This window comes from Luteibacter anthropi (assembly GCF_011759365.1).
In the GTDB taxonomy this organism is placed as follows: Bacteria; Pseudomonadota; Gammaproteobacteria; order Xanthomonadales; family Rhodanobacteraceae; genus Luteibacter; species Luteibacter anthropi.
This window is the reverse complement of record NZ_JAARLZ010000002.1, coordinates 223,607-244,602: the sequence shown is the minus strand read 5'-3', so window position 1 is coordinate 244,602 and position 20,996 is coordinate 223,607. Positions and strand designations below refer to the sequence as shown.

13 protein-coding genes are annotated in these 20,996 nt (G+C 64.0%); 1 reads left to right on the top strand and 12 read right to left on the bottom strand.

What is annotated here, in order from left to right; translation table 11 throughout:
• Positions 1 to 215: 215 nt before the first annotated feature.
• Positions 216 to 8,618, top strand: a complete 8,403-nt coding sequence (locus tag HBF25_RS03745) for a glycoside hydrolase family 94 protein (protein WP_341778030.1) — start codon at positions 216 to 218, stop codon at positions 8,616 to 8,618.
• A 216-nt stretch (positions 8,619 to 8,834) separates the two neighbouring features.
• On the opposite strand, the gene HBF25_RS03740 is transcribed toward HBF25_RS03745, so the two are convergent.
• The 12 genes from HBF25_RS03740 to HBF25_RS03685 all read right to left on the bottom strand — a co-directional run bounded on the left by HBF25_RS03740 (position 8,835) and on the right by HBF25_RS03685 (position 20,837).
• Positions 8,835 to 10,067, bottom strand: coding sequence for an FtsX-like permease family protein (locus HBF25_RS03740; protein ID WP_166946605.1), 1,233 nt, complete (start codon positions 10,065 to 10,067; stop codon positions 8,835 to 8,837).
• 7 nt (positions 10,068 to 10,074) lie between these two features.
• Complete coding sequence (locus HBF25_RS03735; RefSeq protein ID WP_341778029.1) at positions 10,075 to 11,406, bottom strand: ABC transporter permease; 1,332 nt, start codon at positions 11,404 to 11,406, stop codon at positions 10,075 to 10,077.
• A gap of 48 nt (positions 11,407 to 11,454) precedes the next feature.
• Positions 11,455 to 12,072 carry a hypothetical protein gene (locus HBF25_RS03730; protein WP_166946604.1) on the bottom strand — a complete coding sequence of 206 codons (618 nt, stop codon included), beginning with the start codon at positions 12,070 to 12,072 and terminating at the stop codon, positions 11,455 to 11,457.
• Entirely contained in the window at positions 12,069 to 12,629 is a 561-nt protein-coding gene (locus tag HBF25_RS03725; RefSeq protein ID WP_166946603.1) for a DUF6817 domain-containing protein, read from the bottom strand. Before HBF25_RS03725 ends, HBF25_RS03730 begins: the two co-directional genes overlap by 4 nt.
• Positions 12,626 to 13,225, bottom strand: a complete 600-nt coding sequence (locus HBF25_RS03720) for a 2OG-Fe(II) oxygenase (protein WP_166946602.1) — start codon at positions 13,223 to 13,225, stop codon at positions 12,626 to 12,628. Before HBF25_RS03720 ends, HBF25_RS03725 begins: the two co-directional genes overlap by 4 nt.
• A complete protein-coding gene (locus HBF25_RS03715; RefSeq protein ID WP_166946601.1) occupies positions 13,222 to 15,387 on the bottom strand; it encodes a peptidase domain-containing ABC transporter in 2,166 nt (721 codons plus the stop codon). The genes HBF25_RS03720 and HBF25_RS03715 overlap by 4 nt, the downstream gene beginning before the upstream one ends.
• Entirely contained in the window at positions 15,384 to 15,878 is a 495-nt protein-coding gene (locus HBF25_RS03710) for a hypothetical protein (protein WP_166946600.1), read from the bottom strand. Before HBF25_RS03710 ends, HBF25_RS03715 begins: the two co-directional genes overlap by 4 nt.
• Positions 15,875 to 17,047: a radical SAM protein gene (locus HBF25_RS03705; RefSeq protein ID WP_166946599.1), complete on the bottom strand. Its 1,173-nt coding sequence runs from the start codon at positions 17,045 to 17,047 to the stop codon at positions 15,875 to 15,877. Before HBF25_RS03705 ends, HBF25_RS03710 begins: the two co-directional genes overlap by 4 nt.
• A 74-nt stretch (positions 17,048 to 17,121) precedes the next feature.
• Positions 17,122 to 17,316, bottom strand: coding sequence for a hypothetical protein (locus HBF25_RS03700; RefSeq protein WP_166946598.1), 195 nt, complete (start codon positions 17,314 to 17,316; stop codon positions 17,122 to 17,124).
• Between the two features lie 16 nt (positions 17,317 to 17,332).
• Positions 17,333 to 18,535 carry an HEXXH motif-containing putative peptide modification protein gene (locus HBF25_RS03695; RefSeq protein WP_166946597.1) on the bottom strand — a complete coding sequence of 401 codons (1,203 nt, stop codon included), beginning with the start codon at positions 18,533 to 18,535 and terminating at the stop codon, positions 17,333 to 17,335.
• A gap of 25 nt (positions 18,536 to 18,560) precedes the next feature.
• A complete protein-coding gene (locus tag HBF25_RS03690; RefSeq protein WP_166946596.1) occupies positions 18,561 to 19,451 on the bottom strand; it encodes a prolyl hydroxylase family protein in 891 nt (296 codons plus the stop codon).
• 408 nt (positions 19,452 to 19,859) lie between these two features.
• Positions 19,860 to 20,837, bottom strand: coding sequence for a glycosyltransferase family 9 protein (locus HBF25_RS03685; protein ID WP_166946595.1), 978 nt, complete (start codon positions 20,835 to 20,837; stop codon positions 19,860 to 19,862).
• Positions 20,838 to 20,996 lie beyond the last annotated feature (159 nt).

Sequence of the window (20,996 nt, the reverse complement as noted above, 5' to 3'; positions counted from 1 at the left end):
GGACTTCGATCTGCATCGACGGTCCTGCCGCTCCGTCTTCCTCGTCGACTGGCGTTCTTTGCCTGGAGTCAAACCATGCTTGCTCCTTTCCGCTCTACCCTGAGGGTATAGCCCTGTTCTGGCGACGGAACACGCGGAACTCCACCCGCATCGAACGTGAGCCCGCGTTACGCGCCGAGCTCTTCAATACCGAACAGCTGGAAGCGCATGGGCAGGTGCTTGCGCGTAGGCATGCGCTGGCTGCGAAGCGTTCGCCGGAATGGCTACTCCCGCGCCTGGCGGATAATGAGCGCATCATCCTGGAATCCTGCCGTAGCCTGATGGCAGCAGGCGGCCAGGGTGAAGGGCTGCCGCCCGCCGGCGAGTGGCTTCTTGATAACCTTTACCTCATCGAGGAACAGATCCGTAGCGCCAACAAGGATCTCCCTAAGGGTTACAGCCGAGAGCTGCCCCAGTTGGATGACGGCCCCTCGCAGGGCCTGCCTCGCGTCTATGACATCGCCATGGAGGTCATTTCCCATGGCGATGGTCGTATCGATGCACCCGGCCTGGCGCGGTTCCTCGATGCGTACCAGCGCGTCCACCCCCTGAGCCTGGGCGAATTATGGGCCGTGCCGATCATGCTGAGGCTGGCTCTGCTCGAAAACCTCAGGCGCATTGCCGTGCGCATTGTGCTGGACAGGGCCCGGCGACGCCGGGCCACCCGCTGGGCCGACAGCATGACCCGGATGGCGGCTGCTGACCCGAAGAACGTCGTGCTCGTCGTGGCGGACATGGCGCGCTCGTCACCGGTCATGAGCGCCCCGTTCGTTGCCGAACTCGTGCGGCGCCTGCAAGGGCAGGGGCCTGCACTGGCCATGCCGCTAGGTTGGGTGGAGCAGCGGCTGGCGGAATCCGGGCGAAGCATCGATTACCTGATCCAGATCGAGTCCCAGCAGCAGGCCGCCCAACAGGTGTCCGTGGGAAACAGCATCGGAAGCCTGCGTGCATTGTCGACGATCGACTGGAGGGATTTCGTCGAAACGGCAAGCCTCGTCGAGGCATGCCTGCGCGAAGACCCGGCTGGTATCTATGCCCGCATGGACTTTGCCAGTCGCGATCAGTACCGGCATATCATCGAGCGCCTGGCACGCACCGGCAGTAGTGATGAACTCGCTACCGCTCGCAGGGCGATTGAAGTCTCTCGATCCGGTAATGGGCTGGCGAGTCATGTGGGTTATCACCTGCTGGGTGCCGGTCGCGTCGACCTTGAAAGGCAGCTTGACGTCAGACGTCAGGTGGCCTCGCGCTGTAGGCGCCTTTTCGACAGGGCACCTGTCGGTATTTCGCTGGGTTTGTTCGTCGTACTGAGCATATCCCTTGGCCTTGGCCTGCTGACTACCGCTGCGCTGCCGGCGCATTCCGCATGGATAGCCGGCTTGCTGGCCTGCGGAATACTGGTGGTTACCAGCCAACTGGCCCTGACCTTGCTCAATGTGTTTGCCTCCTGGGCAGCCACGCCGGATGCGCTGGCACGCATGGACTACACCAAGGGTATTCCAACCCAGGCACGCACCATGGTCGTCGTGCCTACGCTGCTCGGAAAACCTTCCGATGTCGATGATGTGGTCGATGCGCTGGAGGTCCGCTTTCTTGCCAACCGCGACGACAATCTGCATTTCGCCTTGCTCACCGACTATCTGGATGCTGATCAACAGACCACATCAGGCGATGCCTCGATCATCGAAAAAGCGAAGGAGGCCATTGCCGCACTGAATGCTCGTTACCCGGAGCCGTCTGCGGGTCGTTTCTACCTGTTTCACCGACCGCGTGAATGGAGCGCCACCGAGCAGCGCTGGATCGGCGCCGACAGGAAACGAGGAAAGCTTGCCGCGGTAAATGCGTTGCTGCGTGGCGAGGGCAACCATTTGTTCGAACTGGTCGCAGGCGACCTGGGCAGCCTGCCGCCCGTGCGCTATGTGATCACGCTGGATACCGACACCCTTCTGCCACGCGATACGGCACGCCAACTCATCGCTGCCATGGATCACCCACTCAATCGCCCCGTTTTCGACGACGCGAGGAAGCGTGTGACCGAGGGCTACGGCATCATGCAACCACGCGTGGCAATCGCGCTCCCCGCCCAGGCGCGCTCACGTTATGCCCGCTTGTATGGCGCTGACGCCGGCATCGATCCGTATACGCGTGCCGTGTCGGATGTCTATCAGGACCTGTTCCACGAAGGCTCTTTCATCGGCAAGGGCATCTACGACATCGATGCCTTTGAGAAGGCGATGGCCGGACGACTGAGGCCCGAACGGGTGCTCAGCCATGATCTCATCGAGGGCTGCTTTGCCCGCTCTGCCTTGCTCAGCGATGTACTGGTGTTCGAGGAAATCCCGGAGCGATACGTCGATGACAGCCTTCGTCACCAGCGATGGATACGGGGGGACTGGCAGCTCATGCCCTGGTTGCTTCCCATCGTGCCCACGGCATCAGGCTGGCATCGCAATGACCTCGGCGGCCTGTCTCGCTGGAAGATTTTCGACAACCTCCGTCGCAGTCTCGTGCCGCTCGCCACCTTGCTTCTCCTGGTGTCTGGCTGGCTCCTGATCGATCCGGCCGTCACCTGGACCCTGGCCCTGCTGTCGATCGCGATCATTCCCTCGTTGCTACAGGCCATGGTAGATGCCGTCCGCAAGCCGGACGACACGGCCTGGGGCCAGCACGGCCGCGTCGCCCTGGCGGGGACCGGGCAACATGTGTTGCGCTTCGCGCTGTTCATCGCGTGGCTGCCTCACGAAGCCAGGATCAGCCTTGATGCCATCCTGCGATCGATATGGCGTGTCACCGTAAGCCACCGGCATCTCCTCGAATGGCGATCCTCCGGCGAAGTCCAGCGGCAGGGGCGGGGCGTGCAAGGCGTTCCCTGGCGGGTGCTCTGGAGTGGCCCCGCGTTGGCGGCCTTCCTTGTCTGTGTGCTCGCACTCCACAGACCGGAAGTACTGCCCGTGGCACTGCCTTTTCTGGTTTTGTGGGCAGCCTCTCCGGTATTTGCATGGTGGGTCAGCCGGCCACATATCGTGCGCCGGTTCGCTCCCAACCTATCCGAGCATGCCTTGCTTCGCCAGCTGGCCCGCCGTACCTGGGCTTTTTTCGAGACGCATGCAGGAGCAGACAATCACTGGCTCCCACCCGACAACCTCCAGCTCAATCCCGAGTCGCGCCTGGCCCGTCGTACATCTCCCACCAATATGGGCCTGGGGCTTCTCTCCGGGCTGGCCGCCTACGACTTCGGCTACCTGGGGCTCGGCCGACTGCTCGAGCGCACATCGGCCTCCCTGGCGACCATGGTGGCGCTTGAGCGTCATCGCGGGCACTTCTTCAACTGGTATGACACCGAAACATTGCACCCGTTGCGCCCTCTCTACGTGTCGAGCGTAGACAGCGGCAATCTCGCGGGCCACCTGCTGACGCTGCAACGCGGTTTGCTGGGCCTGATGGACGAACCCGTATTCAGGGTGTCGTCGATCGAGGGTCTCCGCGACGCCGTGGCGATTCTGTCCAGCCATGTCGAGGATGCTGCAAGGAAAGAAGTGATGGCCTGGGCAGACAAGCTTGCGCAGGACGTGAATGAACCGCCGACGTCCATGCGGGCCGTATTGGCCTTCGCGATGGCGCAGCAGGAAAGAGCCGGACACGTACGCAAGGTGCTCACGCAGCGCCTTTCCGAAGATGCAGCATTCTGGCTCGATCGCATCACGGCACAGTGTGACGACCTGCTTGGCGAGGCGGCCCAGTGGCAGGATGTGGATGACGGTCATGACGCCATCTTGTCACTCAGCACTCTCTCTTCGCTGACGATCGATCCGATTAGAGCGGGCAGTGCATCATCCCGCCTCGCGCTCCTGGCCCATACCGCTGCCCTGGCAGGGGAGCTGGCAGTCATGGATCAGCGCTTTCTCTATGACGAGAAGAGACATCTCTTCTCCATCGGCTACGACGTCGAAAGGCACGCGGCCGATGCATCGTTTTACGACCTGCTGGCGTCCGAGTCCCGCCTGACCACCTTCGTGGCCATCGCGCAGGGCCTGGTTCCCCAGGAAAGCTGGTTCTCGCTAGGCCGCGTGCTTACGACCACGAGCGGCTCCCCGGTGCTGCTTTCATGGACCGGATCCATGTTCGAGTACCTGATGCCGATGCTCGTGATGCCTTCATACGAGGGAAGTCTCCTCGACGAAACCTGCCGGGCCGCCGTAAGCCGCCAGATCGAATATGGGCGGCAACGCGGCGTTCCCTGGGGTGTATCGGAGTCCGGCTATAACGCCGTTGATGCACAGCTGACCTATCAGTACCGGGCGTTTGGCGTGCCCGGACTAGGGCTCAAGCGTGGCCTGGGAGACGACCTGGTCGTGGCGCCCTACGCCACGGTGCTGGCATTGATGGTGTCGCCAGCGGCGGCCACGGACAACCTGCGCAGGCTCGCCAATGCGGGGCTTGCCGGCCGCTTCGGTCTCTACGAAGCCATCGACTACACGCCGTCCCGACTGCCACCAGGAGCCGACCACGTCATCGTGCGCTCGTACATGGCCCACCATCAGGGTATGTCCTTACTGGCCATTGGTCATGTATTGCTCGGGCAACCCATGAGGCGGCGATTCGAATCCAACCCGCACATCATGGCAACTAGCCTCCTGCTGCAGGAGCGCGTTCCGCGCTCGGCAAACGAATACCTGCATGTGGGAGGTCTGGGCGAGGGCATGCCGACGACGGTAGCCACCGAACCCCGGCTCAGGCTTTTTACCGATCCGAATCGGCCCCGACCTGCGGTGCAATTGCTTTCCAACGGCCGTTACCACGTGATGGTCAGCAGCGCCGGTGGCGGCTACAGCCGCCAGAACGGCATGGCCGTGACGCGATGGCGTGAAGACATCACGCGCGATAACTATGGCATGTTCTGCTATGTGCGCGACCCCGAGTCGGGTGATGTATGGAGCACGGCCTACCAGCCCGTAAAGCGGGAAACCGAACGTTTCGAGGCGATCTTCGCCGAATCCCGGGCCGAGTTCCGCGTCCGTCACCGAGGATTCGAAACGCATACGGAAATCGTCGTGTCGCCCGAGGACGATATCGAGCTTCGCCGCACGCGTATCACTAACCGCGGCCGGACACGACGCGTGGTCGAACTGACCAGCTATGCCGAGGTGGTGCTGGCCGCCCCCAATGGCGATACCGCACACCCGGCCTTCAGCAAGCTTTTCGTCACCACGGAAATCGTGGCCGAAATGCAGGCTTTGCTATGCACGAGGCGGCCACGTTCCTCCGACGAGGCACCCCCGTGGATGTGTCATCTGGTGGCGGTTCACGATGCCGACATCGACGCCATTTCCTATGAAACCGACCGGGCGCGCTTCATTGGCCGCGGCCGCACGACGGCGCAACCCGCCGCGCTGGATCCTGAGGTCGAACGACTGTCCAATACGGCAGGCGCCGTGCTTGATCCCATGGTGGCGATACGCATCCGCATCACCCTGGAGCCAGAGCAGACCGCCACCCTGGATTTCGTGACAGGCATTGCCGATGCCCGGGAGGGCGGCATGCGGCTCATCGAGAAGTACAGGGATCGCCACCTGTCAGATCGTGTGTTCGACCTTGCCTGGACACATAGCCAGGTGTCGTTGCGGCAGGCCAATGCCACCCTGGCGGATGCCCAGCTCTACGAGCACATGGCCACCTCCATCCTTTATCCCAACCTTGCGCTGCGCTCGGAACCGGGCGTGATCGCCGCCAACCAGCGAGGACAGTCTGGCCTGTGGGGACAGGCTGTATCGGGCGACCTCCCGATCGTGCTGCTGCGAATCAGCGATATCGCCCGACTGGCCATCGCCGAGCAACTGATTCGCGCGGCGGCTTATTGGCGCCTGCGCGGTGTAGCCGTCGACCTGGTGATCTGGAACGAAGACAGCACCGGCTACCGCCAGGCTCTGCATGATGCGCTGACCGGCTTGCTGGCCTCAGGTGCGGAAGCCAGCCTGCTCGACCGTCCCGGCGGTGTCTTCATCCGCGCCGCCCAGCCCCTGTCCCACGAGGACCGGCTCGTCATGGAGGCCAGTGCGTGCATCGTCGTGGTGGACAGCCTGGGCTCCTTGCAAGAACAGATGGAGCGTCATCGACTGGGCTCGCGACCGGCGCCTGCCGAGCCTTCAGTGTGGCCAGTCCGTCCCCGTGGCGATATGCCTGCCGCCATATCGCCCATAGGCGGCTTCTCCACCGATGGCACCGAATACGTCATAGAGCTGGACCCCGGGGCGACGACACCGGCCCCCTGGTGCAACGTATTGGCCAATCCCGAGTTCGGAAGCGTGGTGTCCGACAGTGGCAGCGCCTATACCTGGGCCGAGAACGCCCATGCCTGCCGCCTTACCCCCTGGCAGAACGATCCGGTGGAGGACGCCTCGGGCGAAGCCCTTTACCTGCGGGACGATATCAGCGGGCATGCCTGGTCGCCCACACCATGGCCCATGCGAGGGGAGGGTAGTTACACCATTCGTCATGGGTTCGGTTATTCCGTATTCGAACACGCGGAAGGTTCGATCCAGAGCCGGCTGGAAACCTTTGTCGCACTCGACGCTCCCGTAAAGTTTCAGGTACTCACGCTGTCCAATCACGGAAGCGAAAGCCGGCAGCTCTCAGTGACCGCCTATGTGGAATGGGTGCTGGGCGATGTGCGAGAGAAAAGCGCGATGCACGTGGTGACGGAGATCGACCCCATGACTGGCGCGCTGTTCGCACGAAACGCCTATAACAACGAGTTCCCAGGACGGGTCGCCTTCTTCGACATCGGCGATCCAGAACGTGACCTCGGCGGAGACCGCAGCGAATTCCTCGGGCGCAATGGGCATCTTTCGTCGCCGCTAGCCATGCGGCGCCGGAACTGGCTCAACAAAGCCGGTGCCGGCCTCGATCCATGCGGCGCGCTACGCGCGGGCGTGCTGCTGGCTCCGGGCGAGTCACGCGATGTCATCATCAGGCTCGGCATGGGCACCACCGAAGCAGATGCACGTGCGTTGGTACAGCGATTCCGCATCGATGGCGCTGCCGCGAGCGCATCTGCCGACATACGCCGTTACTGGCGTGACCTGCTGGGCACTGTCCAGGTACGCACACCGGATCCGTCGATGGATACGCTCGCCAACGGCTGGCTGCTCTACCAGACGATTGCCAGCCGGATATGGGCGCGAAGCGGTTACTACCAGTCGGGCGGTGCGATCGGCTTCCGAGACCAGCTACAGGACTCCATGGCCACCGTGCATGCGGCACCCGCGTTGGCGCGAAAACAGCTGCTGGTATGCGCTTCCCACCAGTTTGTGGAGGGCGACGTGCTGCACTGGTGGCATCCGCCCGGAGGGCGCGGTGTGCGCACGGCCTGCTCCGACGACTACCTCTGGCTGCCCCTGGCGACCAGCCGTTACGTGCAAACAACCGGTGACAACGCCGTACTGGTCGAAGGCATCGAGTACATCGAAGGCAGGGTGCTCCGAGCCGGTGAGGAGTCGTACTACGATCTGCCTCGCCCCTCGGGGGTCCGCGCCACCCTTTACGATCATTGCGTTCGCGCCATCCAGCACGCCGCCGGGCGGGGACGGCATGGCCTTCCCTTGATGGGTAGCGGCGACTGGAACGATGGCATGAACAGGGTGGGCGAGGGCGGACAAGGGGAGAGTGTCTGGCTCGGATTCTTCCTGGTTCATGTTCTCCACGCATTTATCCCCGTGGCCAGACAGCAGGGCGACGAGGCATTTGCCGAACACTGCCATTCGGAAGCCCGCAAGCTGTCCACCGCACTGGAAACCCACGCCTGGGACGGCGAATGGTACCGGCGCGCCTGGTTTGACGACGGTACGCCGCTGGGCTCTGCCAGCAATGACGAATGCCGTATCGACGCGATCGCCCAGAGCTGGTCGGTTCTCTCCGGTGTAGCGCCGGGCGAGCGACAGAGACAGGCCATGGATGCCCTGTATCACCACCTCGTGGATAGGGATAACGACCTGATCCGGCTGCTCGATCCGCCCTTCGACCAGTCGGCCATGGACCCCGGCTACATCAAGGGTTATGTGCCTGGCGTGCGCGAAAACGGTGGCCAATACACCCACGCCGCTGTCTGGGCGGCCATGGCCTTCGCCGGCATGGGGCGGCAGGACCAGGCGTGGGAACTCGCCCGCATGATCCATCCCGGCAGTCATACGAAAAACGCCGAGGCCATGGCGCGCTACAAAGTGGAACCTTACGTGATCGCCGCGGATGTCTATTCGGTCGCACCTCATACAGGCAGGGGCGGCTGGAGCTGGTACACCGGCTCGGCGGGCTGGATGTACCGCCTGGTGATCGAGTCCTTGCTGGGTTTCAGCCTCGAAGGCGGCAAGATCCGCATCGCACCGTGCGTTCCCTCGACATGGAAAGCGTATGAGGTGACGTATCGGCATGGGACGGCGACGTATGTGTTTCAATTGCGGCCAGCGGGAGAGCACGATGTAGTCACGCTATCCCTCGATGGACAGGGCATTGAAACCGGCCTGATCACCCTAGCGGATGACGGCCGGGAACATCGGGTGGAGGTCGTATATGCGTCAGCCAGATGATGGGCTGGCACACCGGGGATGAGTACTCGCCATCTGGAAAGTGAGTCTTGAGGGGAAGCCTGAGCATGGCATTTCAGTTCCACCCGACCTTAGGCGCCGTTGACGAAACGCGCCGGATCATCGTGACCTCATCGGCACGGTTCTACGATGACCTCATCAACCGACTGCACTACACATACAAGCATGACGACATCCCGATGGAGATCGGGCGCGGCGCTAGACGGTACGTATGGCGACGGAGGGCTCGATGCGCGAAGCGCGGCGAGCGGGTGACAGGATGGCCAGCTGACCCAGCACGAGCATCGTCAACGCACCCAGGGGCAGGTACGACACCGGAAGGTGCGGGATCGCGAACCGTTGCATCAGCCAGAGGTTGATGGCGTAGGCCAGGGTCATGCCGATGATCACGCCGGTGCAGACCAGCAGTCCGTTTTCCAGCTGGAGCCACTGGAAGATATCCCGACGCCGCGCCCCCAATGCCCGGCGCACGCCGATCTGGCGCGTGCGTTGCTGTACCCAATAGCCGGTCAGGCCGAAGATTCCGGCGAGGGCGACCAGCAGTACCACCACGCTCACCGAGGTCAGTAGCCATACCGAGGCGCGAGAGCGGGCGAGCGCCTGGTCGCGCAAGCTGGCATAGGTTTCGAAGTGGGGTTCGATGCCGGGCACCAGCTCGTTGCCGAGTTCACGCGTAACGGTGGCCTTGACGGCATCGACCAGGCGGGACATGTCGGCGTCGCCACGGCCCCTGACGAGGAAGGTCGGGAGGGCCCAGGCGCCCGGGATGCCCGGAGCGACCATGCTGTAGTCGATATCGATCTTGCTGTCGTCGGTGATCTCGTTACGCATCAGGTGTTCGACGATGCCGACCACAGTGCGTCGTCCGGCGCTCGCATCGGCGCCGATGCGGATCACCTTGCCGAGCGCGTCGCCATGGGGGAACAGCCGCTCGGCCAGTGCGCGGGTGATCAGCGCGGGGCCACTCGCGTTGATACCGATATCCGTGTATTGGCGATTGCGCTCCTCCACGGAGAAATCCCGGCCGGCGACGATCCTCAGGCCGAGGGCGGCGGGAAGCCCGTTGCCGATGTACATCGCGCCGTTTGTCTTGGTGCCGTTGTCGGCGTAGAGATCGCCGTTCATCTGCACCAGCGTTTCCATGGGAATGGAGCCGGCGATGCTGGTGGCGGTGACGCCGGGGATATGGGCAAGCGCCGATTCGACCTCGAGCAGGCGCGACGGGGGCCAGGGCGTGCCCCTGGCGGTGACCTGCCAGGCGACCACCAGCTGGCCCGGTGCGCTGACGCCATCGGGCGCCATGATCGGCGTGAGACGCTGCTGGATGAGGAACATCACATTGCAGATGATCGCGCAGGCAAGCGCGACCTGGGCCACCACGAGGGCGGGCATGAAGTAGTGCCTGAGCAGGGGCGTGACGATATGGCGCATGGGAGGATCAGGCCTGCTTGATCTGTAATGCGGGAGACAGCTTGCAGGCCTGCCACGCCGGAAGGATGCCGACGACGACGCCCACGACCAGGGAGAGCAGGAGAAGCGAGGCGAACGCCCGAAGGTCCATCCTTGCCGCCTCCGCATACGCTACCGGCTGCATCCGCACGATATGGAGGCCGAGATAGGTCAGGGGCAGGGCCAGAAGCCCGCCGACCACGCCGAGCAGGCCGGCTTCCAGCATGTGCTGCTCGAAGAGCGCGCGCCGGGTGGCACCGAGCGCGCGGCGCACGATCGTGTCGGCCTTCCTGCGCAGGAAGTACGCAGCCAGGATGCCGGCCACATTGACCATGCACAGCAACAGGAATGCCCCCGCGAGCATGGCGTTGAGGTTCACGTCGTCGGGTACCACGTGATTGGCCGCCATCCATGCCGACGTGCCGTACAGACGCGCCTGGGGCGGATAACGGAAACGTCCGGCCTGGTGCTGGGTGTCGGCGAAGGCGAGCAGGGTGTCGCGGAACGAGGACACATGGGTGGCCGAGGGCAATGCCGCCCATACCTCGAGCCAGCGGCAGCCTTCCACCTTGGTGGACTGGAAGGTGACCTTCGCGGAGTCGTCGCCGCAATCGCCCAGCGCCAACGGGCCCACGCCACCGTCCAGTGCCGCTTCCAGCGGCACCACCACCTGCTGGGCCTGTTCCAGCACCTGGCCGTCGTTATGTGGAAGATCCATGAACTTGGTGCGCGGCTTCCATGGCGCGTAGACGCCGATGACATGAAAGAGCCGCTGCCCCATCCTGAGGTCGCGCCCCACGGCGTTGTCCGTACCGAACATGCGCTGTGCGAGGTTCGTGTCGATCAGTACGACCGGCAGGCGATCGCGTTCTTCCTGGGGGCTCCAGGCCCGACCATGGACGAGGCCGAGTTGCAACAGCTCCGCCGCCTGGCCGTAGGCCATCAACCCCGCGACCTGGTCCGAGCGCGCACCGTCGGCGGTGCCGACCTGGGGAAAGGTGCTGGAAAAGGCGGCTTGGTGAGGGGCGCGGTGAATGTCCACCAGCGCCTTGGCATCGCCCAGCGAAAAGTAACTGTTGGGGCGCGTGTAGTTGGCGTTGTCGGAACTGGAGGCGGTCCGGGTATCCATGGTGGCGACGTACAACTGCTCGCTGACCCCGGGGATGGGGGTGCCCGACAGGGCGGCGAAGATAGTCAGGGCCGTCATGCACGAAGCGATGCCGACGGCCATCGTGCCGGTGAGCAGGATCACCATGGGCAGGTTCCTGACGCAGCGTCGGAAGGCCAGCCCCAGGTAATAGGTCGCAAGATCGGTCCGCACGGTGTACGACTCTCCATTCGCTTGCTGTCTATGCACCGCGTCGCCTGCTCATGCGAGAAGCGACACGTCGAACGTGGGGCCGAGATGCTCCCTGTCGTCGTATACGTGCCCGGCCAGGGGGCCGTCGGCGGCGACGAAATGAAAGAACAGCTGGCACCAGATCCCCTGAGGCAACGACTCGCGCCAGTGCGGCACCTCCATCCCTTTGTAAACCATCGCGTCGCCGACATCCAGTTCCACCGAAAGCGTTTCGCCTTCCGATTCGACGAAGATCGGCCATAGTCCATTCGTATTGCGATAGCCCACGGTCAGGGTGACGCTGTATTCGCAGGCGCCACGATCGACGTGCTTCTTCAGGATGGACTCCGTCGTGTAGATCCTCGCGAACGAGTAGGTAGGTAGAAGCGGGGATCCCACATGGTCTTCCACGCGTTTCTGCACCAGGGGCATCATCGCCTCGCCCAGTGCATCCGCATAGCGATCCAGGGCGTGATAGCGCGGATGGGTATGGAAGTATCCTTCGACAGCCACGTAGGAAAGGTAATAACGGAAGGCGATGTCGAGGACGTCGGGGGCAAACAGGCCGGGGAGGCGGGCGTACTTGCGACGCGCGAAATCGGATCGGTCTTCCTGCGTCGTGCTGAGCGGCATTGCGGTGACGATCATGGCGCCTCCGGGCGGACATGGCTGACGAGATCGCGGGCCGCGGCGCGGCCGACGAGGGCGATACGCTGTTCGTCGGAAAGGCCGACGATCTTTTCCAGAAAGCCCGCGGTGGCGCGTTGTTCGAGCAGGTTCGCGCATTCGATGGCGAGCAGCTCGTGTAGTTCGTCGCGAGTGACGGCGATCGCCTCGCCGGTCACGCGATGGACGAGCGTCGGCGCGTCTCCGTCGTACGAAAGCGCCTGTATCAGTGCCGCCGGGCGGTCCGAGACGCTGAACAGGTAAACCAGGCGCTCGGCGTCCGTGCCGATGAAGCCTTCCAATGTCCCGCGTTCGTCCCCGGACAGGCAGCGGTGGCGAAAGGCATTCGTGCCATAGACGCTGTGGAACATGCCGGCCACGCATGTCGATGGTGCGGCACCCCAGCGCAACAGGATGTCGTACGTGCCCGCGAGGTGCGCGTCGAGCGTGCGCGAGCCATGCGCCTGCGCCTGCGCACCCAAGACGAACAGACGGCCCAGCAGGGTTTCCCGCTCGGCGTGGGCCTCGATCGTCGTCATGGCACGAAGGTCTTGACGACGAGCGATATCCGCAACTCGGGACACTCGCGGCTCACACCGCGCGCCACGTGCGGAGTCGCCCCATTGAAAAGCACCAGGCGACCGGGCACGGGGAGCACGGCGTGGAGGATGTCGCCGGTCTCGGCGGAAAGGAACGACGTCTCGCCGGACCAGTCCGCGTCCCATGCGCCGTGCGCATAGTAGATCGCGGTGTAGCACCTGGGATCCTGGTTATCCGTGTGGATGTAGCCCTCGGTGCCGTAGGTATGGCCGTTGGCATAGACCCGGATCGGGCGATGACCCCTGAGCGGGCCTTCCGACAGCAGGCTCCACAGGGCGAACACGGGATGTTCCGGACCGAGGCGCGCGAGTGCGTCTTCGCAACTGGACGTCTCGTTTTCCTCGCCTCCTGCGAAATGGGCGTGCCAGAAACCGTAGCGGTCCCGTTCGCGCACCGACTTCCATCCATAGGCCCAGATAGGGCGACGCATCAGCGCCATGAGCGAGCGTCGCAACGCTTCGGGCACCAGGTGGTCGTGGATATCGACCTGGCCGATCGGCGGTCGTGCGATGACATCGTCGTCGAGTACGCTCATGCGGAAAGCTCCTTCTCAGGTTCCGTCGATAGGGGGCGCGAGACGCCATCGCCTGCCGCGGCGGACTGGGTCTCCGCAACACGCAGTTTTCCCCCCGCGAGTTCGTAGATCCGGTCGGCGATGGCCAGCGTCTGCGGGCGGTGGGCGATGATGATGCGCGTCACGCTGAGACCGCGGATCGCCTCGTTGACCAGCCGCTCGTTCTCGAGGTCGAGATGGCTGCTTGCTTCGTCGAGGATCAGCACGCGTGGCCGTCGATAGAGCGCCCTGGCGAGGATCAGCCGCTGGCGCTGCCCACCGGACAGCGACGCACCGAGATCCACGATGCGCGTGTCGTAGCGCAGCGGCATGCGCATGACTTCCTCGTGGATCTGCGCGAGCCTGCCCGCACGGACCACGTCCGCGCGGGAGAAATTCGGTTCGAAGAATGCGATGTTCTCCGCGATCGTGCCGTTGAACAGCTGGTCGTCCTGGAGGACGCATGCCACCGATCGCCGGAAGTGGTCATTGTCGATGGCATCGAGCGCGACGCCATTGATGGACACTCCACCGCGAGCGGGCACCAGGAGACCGAGGAGCAGTTTCGCCAGCGTGGACTTGCCCGTCCCCGACGGGCCCTTGATCGCGACGCACTCGCCATCGCCGACGTCGAGATCGACACCGTCGAGGATCCACGGGCCGTCGGCATCGTAGCGAAACGACAGGTCGCACACGTCGATCCGGTAATTGTCTCCGGCCGGAATGGTGCCTGCCCCCGGATTCCCGCCGTCGTGGGCGACGATATCGCCAAGGCGCGCGTTGTGCAGTCGAAGGGTGCGCCATTCGGAGGCCAGGTCCACCAGATGCGTGGAGCGGATCGAGAACTGCGACGCATAGGTCAGGTACGCGATGAGCATGCCTGGGCTGAGCTGGCCACGCATGACCAGCAGCGAGGCGGCGGCGATCGCACAGATCCAGTGCAGGCGGAGAATGAGCTGGCCTATGTCATCGACGATCATCGACCAGCGCTGGACCACCACGGTCGAGCGCGCCGCGTCGCTGGTGCGACGGGTGTATCGGGCGAGCTTGATCGGTTCGGCGCCCGTGGCCTTGATCGAGTGGATACCATGCAGCATCTCCAGCAGCAGGCCCTGCTGGGAGGATTGCGCATGGATGTTGCGCTCCACGGCCTGGAGATAATGCGGCAGGGTGACGGCGCGCAGGATGCCGTAGACCAGCGTGAAAGCCAGCGTGAGCGCCACCAGCATCGGCGAATAGAAGCAGATGATGACCAGCGAAAGGACGGCGGTGAGGCCGTCGAGCGCACCTTCGACGAAACGGTGCGTGACGACGCGCTTGATTTCCTCGATGGAGGCGAAGCGCGAATGGATATCGCTGATCGACCGCTTGATGAAGAACGTGTACGGAAGGCGCAGGAGCCGGGCGCATACTGCCGCATTCCAGCTGACCGACAGGCGTTCACCCAGGGTCATCAGCAGATTCGACCGGCAAAGCGAAAGCAGCGCGTGGAGGCTGGCTACCGCGATGAAGCCGCAGGTTAACTTGATCAACAGTGACGTGTCCGCCGCGGGGATGATCGCGTCGGTGGCAGCCTGGACGAACAGTGGCGAGATCAGGGCCAGGATTTCGAGCGCCAGGGCAAGGCCGCCCACCGCGGCCAATCGGGAGGCCTGGTGTCGCAGGCCCTCGACCAGCAGGCGCAAGGCGCTCGTTCCACCGGAGGCCGCGCTCGGATGGAACGTGGTTCCGGGAGAGCACTCGATGGCGATGCCGGTGAAGCGTTTATCGAATTCGGCGGCATCGATCGTGGCGCGGCCGAGCGCGGGGTCGAGTACCGTGAAACGGCCGTCTGCCATCGACTCCAGGACGACGAAGTGGACGATGTCCCAATGCAGGACACAGGGAAGCTGTAGCCGCCCGAGATGGACAGGTTCGGCGCGGAAGATACGCGTGTCCAGGCCGATGCTTTGCGCCATGTTCGTGAGGGCGCTGACGCTGGTCCCGCGCGTAGACGGAATGAAGCGTTCTCTAAGCTGCTCCAGCGTCCAGCGCTGGCCATGGAAGTTCGCGACCATGGCCAGGCAGGCATGGGCGCATTCGAGCATCTCTGCCTGCAGGACGAGGGGGACGGCTCGACGACGGCTGAAGCGCGCCCGGGTCATCGACTCGCATCCCTGGCTGGGTGGCCGAAGACCCAGCTGAGCAGGCTTGAACGTGTCGTGACGCTCAGTGGCGTATCGCCAGGCCCGCGCGTCCAGGCGCCCCGGATCGCTATCCTGCCGTCCCGTGCCGAGGTCGGCGCACGGAGGATCGTTCCGTAAATGTCGCCGAGCCTGACCTCCGCCCCGACATGCAGCGGAGCCTCGCTACCGTTTGGCCTGCGGAACGAAACGCACGATGCAAGGCCTGCGCCGCAATCGTCGGCGGGAGCGACTTCGACCTGGCCGATGCGTCGTTCCTGCACGTGGATGGCGAGTCCTCCGACCAGCAGGAGCGCGACAAGGAGCAGGCATGCGGTGGCGACGACGTGCATTCCGCGCAGGGGTGCCGCGCTCTGCGTTCGCAGCCAGTCCACCCCGCCGGGGTGATCGAACACTTCGCGGCGGAGCAGCGGTGGCAGTTCGTCGCGATCGTCGGCGATCGTGTCGTTCATGCCACGAGCACCCCGTCGTCGACGTCGGCTCGATCTTCACGCAGGCGGGCCTCGCCGCCCAGGAGCCGCTCGTCGACATGGCGATAGAAGGCGGTGAGTGCCTGGCAATACACCGAGCGGTTCTCGAATCCTCGTGCACGGGTGTATCGATGGGCCACCTCGCCGCCAGCGCACGAATCTGCATACGCGCAACCGGCGCAGGCCGCGGGCGCCTCGATCAGCGAACCGACCAGCGCTTCCAGGTGGGGTTGTCCGAGGTAATCGTCCAGCGTTGCATGGGCTACCGCGAGGTCGCGTTGCGACCAGAACCAGTCGGTGGCGACCATGAAATCGTCCTGGATGCGGATGCGACCGTCGCTCAGCAGGGCAAACCCCAGGGTGATGCGAGAACGATCCCCGCGAATCCCGTGGCGCGCCGCGAGCAGGCCGCGGATCACGGTCTCGAAGAAGACGACTTCCACCGAGTCGCGATGATGAGTCAACCAGTAGTCGAACGTGTCGCACAGGAAAGAGGCAAGTCGATCCTGGTCGGCACCGTACCATGGTTCGTCGGCGGTACGGTCGACGAAGAGCAGCTTGATCCGCCGGACGCCGAGGTCCTCGACGAGATGGAGGTACGACGGCACACCGGAGAAATCGTCCCCCATGACCGCCAGCGCCGTGAGATGGATGAGCCCGCCCTCGTCGAGTGGAAGCAGCCTGGAAAGCGTGTGGCGTACGCGGTCGTGGGAACCGCGATCGCGATGATCCATCCGATAGCGATCGTGAATGTCTTTCGGGCCATCGATGCTGATGCCGACGCCCATGCGTTGTTCGGCGAGCAGGGCGAGCCAATCGTCCGACAGATGGACCCCGTTCGTCTGCAGCGAGAAACCTACCGACAGTTCCGGCTCCAGCCGGCGGCGCGCTTCCAGGCAGAAACGACGGACATGGGCCGCCTTAGCCAGCGTCGGCTCGCCGCCATGGAAACCGAATACCACGCGAGGAAACGGGGTATCACGCCTGGCCTGCTCGACGAACGTCAGCAGATCGTCGAGATGGCCGGACGCCATGAGCGCGGGCCGCTCGTAGACCTCGGCGTTGTCGGCGGTGTAGTAATAGCAATAGCTACACTTGAGATTGCAGCGTTCGACGAGCTTGACGATGACGTACAGGGCGTTGATGCGCATGGCGGGCGTTCCTTCGGGCCGGGACTCCGGAAGACGAGGCGGTGTTGAACCGCCCCGTCCTGGTGGCTTGGCTGTCAGGCGCCCGGTGCTTTGGGCTGGCTGGTCACCGGGCCGCCCGGCTTGCCCGGCGGCACCGGCTGGACCGGTCCGACCTTCACCCAGCCACCATCACCCCCAAAGATGTCCCTTGCTTCGATCTCGTCCAGTTCGCGCAGCACCAGTTCGGCCGCGGCCCTGGCGAGATCGTCCTTCTTTGCTTCAATGCTCATCTTCAAGTCTCCGTAATCAAGTTGCCACACCGGCAACAAGTATCTGCGGGCCCACAGATTCGTTTCCTGCCGGTTCGACCAGGGAAATCACGTCGTGCACGCGATCGTCGCCATGATCTTCCAGGCAGGTTTTAAGGCGTCGCCACAGTTCGGCGCCGCCTTCGCTAAGGATGTCGGACGTGTCCAGAATGGGTAGGCAATCGGTTGCGAGCATGAGTCGTCGGCGCTCGATGCGGCGTTCGAGATCGCGCCGTTCCGCGCCTTCCGCTTCCACGGATTCCAGGGCCAGCAGGACATTGATATGTTCGTGAGCTGCGGTCAGCGCGCGACGGGAGGTCAGGTAGGAGCGGCGTGCGGGCACGTATTGCACCTCCTCGCGACCGGCGGCACCGAGGTTCATGACCAGGGCGAGCTGGCACAGGCGCTGGTGACATGCCGCGACCACCAGTACCTCGATGTAGTCGAGGCGATCCAGGCCACAGGGCAGCGCGACGAGTCCGGGAAAGCGTGGGCTCGTTGCCGCGACATCGTTGCCCTTGGGTACCATGCACGCGCCGGCCAAGGCACCGCGTACCCACGTGCCGTAGGCGCCGCGTGTCGCGTCGAGCGCGGCGAAGGCCTGGACAAGGGTCGTGGACGTCGTCATATCGCCGGGCAGCGAATGAGCAGGCGCCAGTGGATCGGGGAAGATGGCGGGCCGGGCGGGCGGACCCGGCGCCATCATGTAGAAGCCCTGGCCATCGGCGCCAGGTGGCAACAGGAACGCCAGGCTGTCCGCGAGGACCTTCCGCCCATGCCGTGTTCCGAACGACGCGTCGCCGGCTTGCGAACGGAGGGTGAGCATGCCCTCTGTCGCCAGCACATGGACATCGCCAGCCACGGAAACGACGTGACCATCCAGGAAGATCGAGCCCTCCCGCTCCAGCGTGCAGGTGAACTCGAACGGATCGTGGTGAAAGGCGAGGATGAATTGGAGCGCCGCCAGCATAGGCTGCTGCTCCAGCGCATGGGACACCACGCCCAGTTCAGGCTTCCACGTACCCGATGCCGGCGGGGCGATGGCGGCGATCATGATCCCTGCGGCGTCGCTCGCCTGCGGGTCGATGGCTGACAACACGGTCTTTCGCGTGCGCTCGAAGACGCGCAGGGCCACCAACGCAGGCAAGGTCGCGGATTCGGCCTCGTAGGGCGAGGCGAAGGCCCGGGCAATCGATTCCATGAAGTCCCCCAAGGGTTGCTGCAGATCAGTGCTGCGATATGGCCCGGTCGCGAAGGAAATACGTCGCGATCCATTTTTCGCCACTACCCAGCGGAGCGCCGGAATGCATGGTCAGCGATGCCGGCGACTGCTGCGGGTAGGCGAAATACACGGCCGAGCCGCGTTGCGGATAGATTTCCAGCTCGATATCCGTGAACGTCGTCACGCCCCCGTCCGGCGGGGTGTTGAGATACAGGATGAGCGTGGCGATACGCTGCCCCTCGCGGTCGATCAGGCCGCGATGGGCTTCCGGGTCGAAGAAGTCGTGATGCGGGCCGAAGTCCGCGCCGGGCCGGTACCTGACGACCTGGGTGTTTTCCATATGCGTCGCGGGCCACCCCGTAAAGCGCGACACGCGTTGCTGGATGGCATCCACCAGTTCGCTCGCGCCGGGAAGGAAATTGGCCTGGTCGCTCGTGCGGCTGTAGGCTTCCTCGCCGTTCTCGTCGACGACGCCATCCGCGCGAATGATGAGGGATCGCCTCAACAAGGGCGTGGCGTCCGCGATGAGGCGTTCGCATTCGTCGGCGGAAAGGAAATCGCCGACCAGGCACAGGTCGGGATGATGCACTCGCACCTGTACGCTGGCCCCGCGATCGCCCAGGTCGAGGCGGGACGGGAGCCGCGTAAGGTCGGGGCCGACGCGTCGACCGTGCAACTGCGGTGAGATGCTCTTGCTGTCGAAGATCTCCGCGATGGCGTTTTCGGCGGCCTTCTCGTGCCAGCCGATGGACATCAGTTCGCCGCGGATGGCCTTGGCATCATGGCCGTGGGAGCGAAGCAGGCTGACGAAGCGGCGGCGGGCCAGCGTTTCGTCGACGACATGGGCGTCGATGGCGGTCGGACACGGCCCTACGGAATCCAGGATGACCTTCATCGGGTGCGTTCCCTGCGGATACTGCGTTTTAGTCACCTGGGGCACGACGGTACGCCAAGGCGACGAACGTCATGTCCTGGGGTCGAATTCGCTAGCGAGTGTCGCGATGCTTTCGTAAAGCCGCGACGAACTTCTGTTCCGTTTTCCCCAACTGTCGTATCGGCGTGCTTTAGCAGCGATACGAGCGAGGCCTGAGCCTACGGTCGCCGAGTTGATCGGGTCAATGCTTCATGGAAGGGTGATTTGTGAAAACGCAGAATCGTGTCGGTGATGACTGCATGCAAGCGATTGATTACACTCCCCGACTGAATTACTTGTAGGAATAGTCCTACAAGTAATTCAGTTCACGCCTACGCGTTAACTGCATCGATGGCGACGCATCGCGCAATTTCTTTCGAATCCACCAGGTCAGGCGCTTACGCGCTCGATGCGAGCCAGGGCATGGAGGTGATCGAGGACGGCATCCACGCCAATGTCGCTCATCGACTTTGCGGCCACATGACGAGCGCGCGTGAAGCGACATCCCCACAGCGCCGGTGACGTCGGGCCGAAGAGACCGACGGTCGGCACGCGCGCGAAGTCGGCGACGTGGAGGAAATACGAGTCCACGCCGAGGAAAAGGTCCGCCGTGGCGACCAGTGCCGTGGTGGCCGCCAGATCCATGCCCTCGATGCTGAATACCCGGCGCTCGTGACGGCCGAAGTCGAGCCCTCGGTCGTCCGGGTCGATGACGACGGCGACATGGTCGTCATGCGAGTCAAGAAAGCGTTCGAGGACGGAACGAAAGCGAACGGCGTCCCATTCCTTGTCGGATTTCGTATGCGTGTGCACGACAAGCAGGCGGGCGTGGGCAGGCAATCGATCGCGAAGCTGCCGGCAAAGGGCGATCGAGCGCGTAGAGGGTGGCGGCAGGGTGGCGAAATCGTCGATGTGCAGGCGATCGTCCAGGTATCGCGCGATGACGAACGCACTGTCGGCCATGTGCGCTGTATCGGTGAGCGGGGCCAGACGGCCGCCATGGCTGGCGATTCTCAGGTGGGGTATGTCGGGAAACCGGCGGACGATATCCAGGTTGTCGTCGGACTCCCACCAGTTGAGGTTGATGAAAGCATCGAAGTCGGAAGCGAATGTCTCGAACTGGGCGGGATCGAAGGCGAACGCGTTGTTTGTCGCGCCCATGTGGATCGCATGCACCGACCGGAAACCGGCGTCCGGATAGAAGCGCTCCCACGCGTCCGGTGTACCGGCGAACGACAGGCGTCCTTCGAAGATCCGTTGCAGGGCGAGAATGCCGGGACGGGCAAGGAGGTGGTCGCCGAACGCGCCGAAGAAAAAGGCGATCGGTCGCCGGGCCCTGCGCCAGGCCTGGATATCGTCGGTCATCATGCGTTGGCACCTTCCTGATGTCGAATGGAGCACGGGGAGCCAGGCTTGGCCTGGCCGCGTCATGGGGTCCGTTTATACCTCAGGCAGCGGACGTGGCCGCGCCCGTCCACCTGGACGAAGGCTGCGCTATTCTGCGATCTTTCAGGGGTGGAGCAGGGC

Coding starts and splice junctions, on each gene's coding strand:
- HBF25_RS03740 (WP_166946605.1), bottom strand. CDS start 10,067: ATGCGCCATATCGTCACGCCCCTGCTCAGGCACTACTTCATGCCCGCC.
- HBF25_RS03730 (WP_166946604.1), bottom strand. CDS start 12,072: ATGATCGTCACCGCAATGCCGCTCAGCACGACGCAGGAAGACCGATCC.
- HBF25_RS03725 (WP_166946603.1), bottom strand. CDS start 12,629: ATGACGACGATCGAGGCCCACGCCGAGCGGGAAACCCTGCTGGGCCGT.
- HBF25_RS03720 (WP_166946602.1), bottom strand. CDS start 13,225: ATGAGCGTACTCGACGACGATGTCATCGCACGACCGCCGATCGGCCAG.
- HBF25_RS03715 (WP_166946601.1), bottom strand. CDS start 15,387: ATGACCCGGGCGCGCTTCAGCCGTCGTCGAGCCGTCCCCCTCGTCCTG.
- HBF25_RS03710 (WP_166946600.1), bottom strand. CDS start 15,878: ATGAACGACACGATCGCCGACGATCGCGACGAACTGCCACCGCTGCTC.
- HBF25_RS03705 (WP_166946599.1), bottom strand. CDS start 17,047: ATGCGCATCAACGCCCTGTACGTCATCGTCAAGCTCGTCGAACGCTGC.
- HBF25_RS03700 (WP_166946598.1), bottom strand. CDS start 17,316: ATGAGCATTGAAGCAAAGAAGGACGATCTCGCCAGGGCCGCGGCCGAA.
- HBF25_RS03695 (WP_166946597.1), bottom strand. CDS start 18,535: ATGGAATCGATTGCCCGGGCCTTCGCCTCGCCCTACGAGGCCGAATCC.
- HBF25_RS03690 (WP_166946596.1), bottom strand. CDS start 19,451: ATGAAGGTCATCCTGGATTCCGTAGGGCCGTGTCCGACCGCCATCGAC.
- HBF25_RS03685 (WP_166946595.1), bottom strand. CDS start 20,837: ATGATGACCGACGATATCCAGGCCTGGCGCAGGGCCCGGCGACCGATC.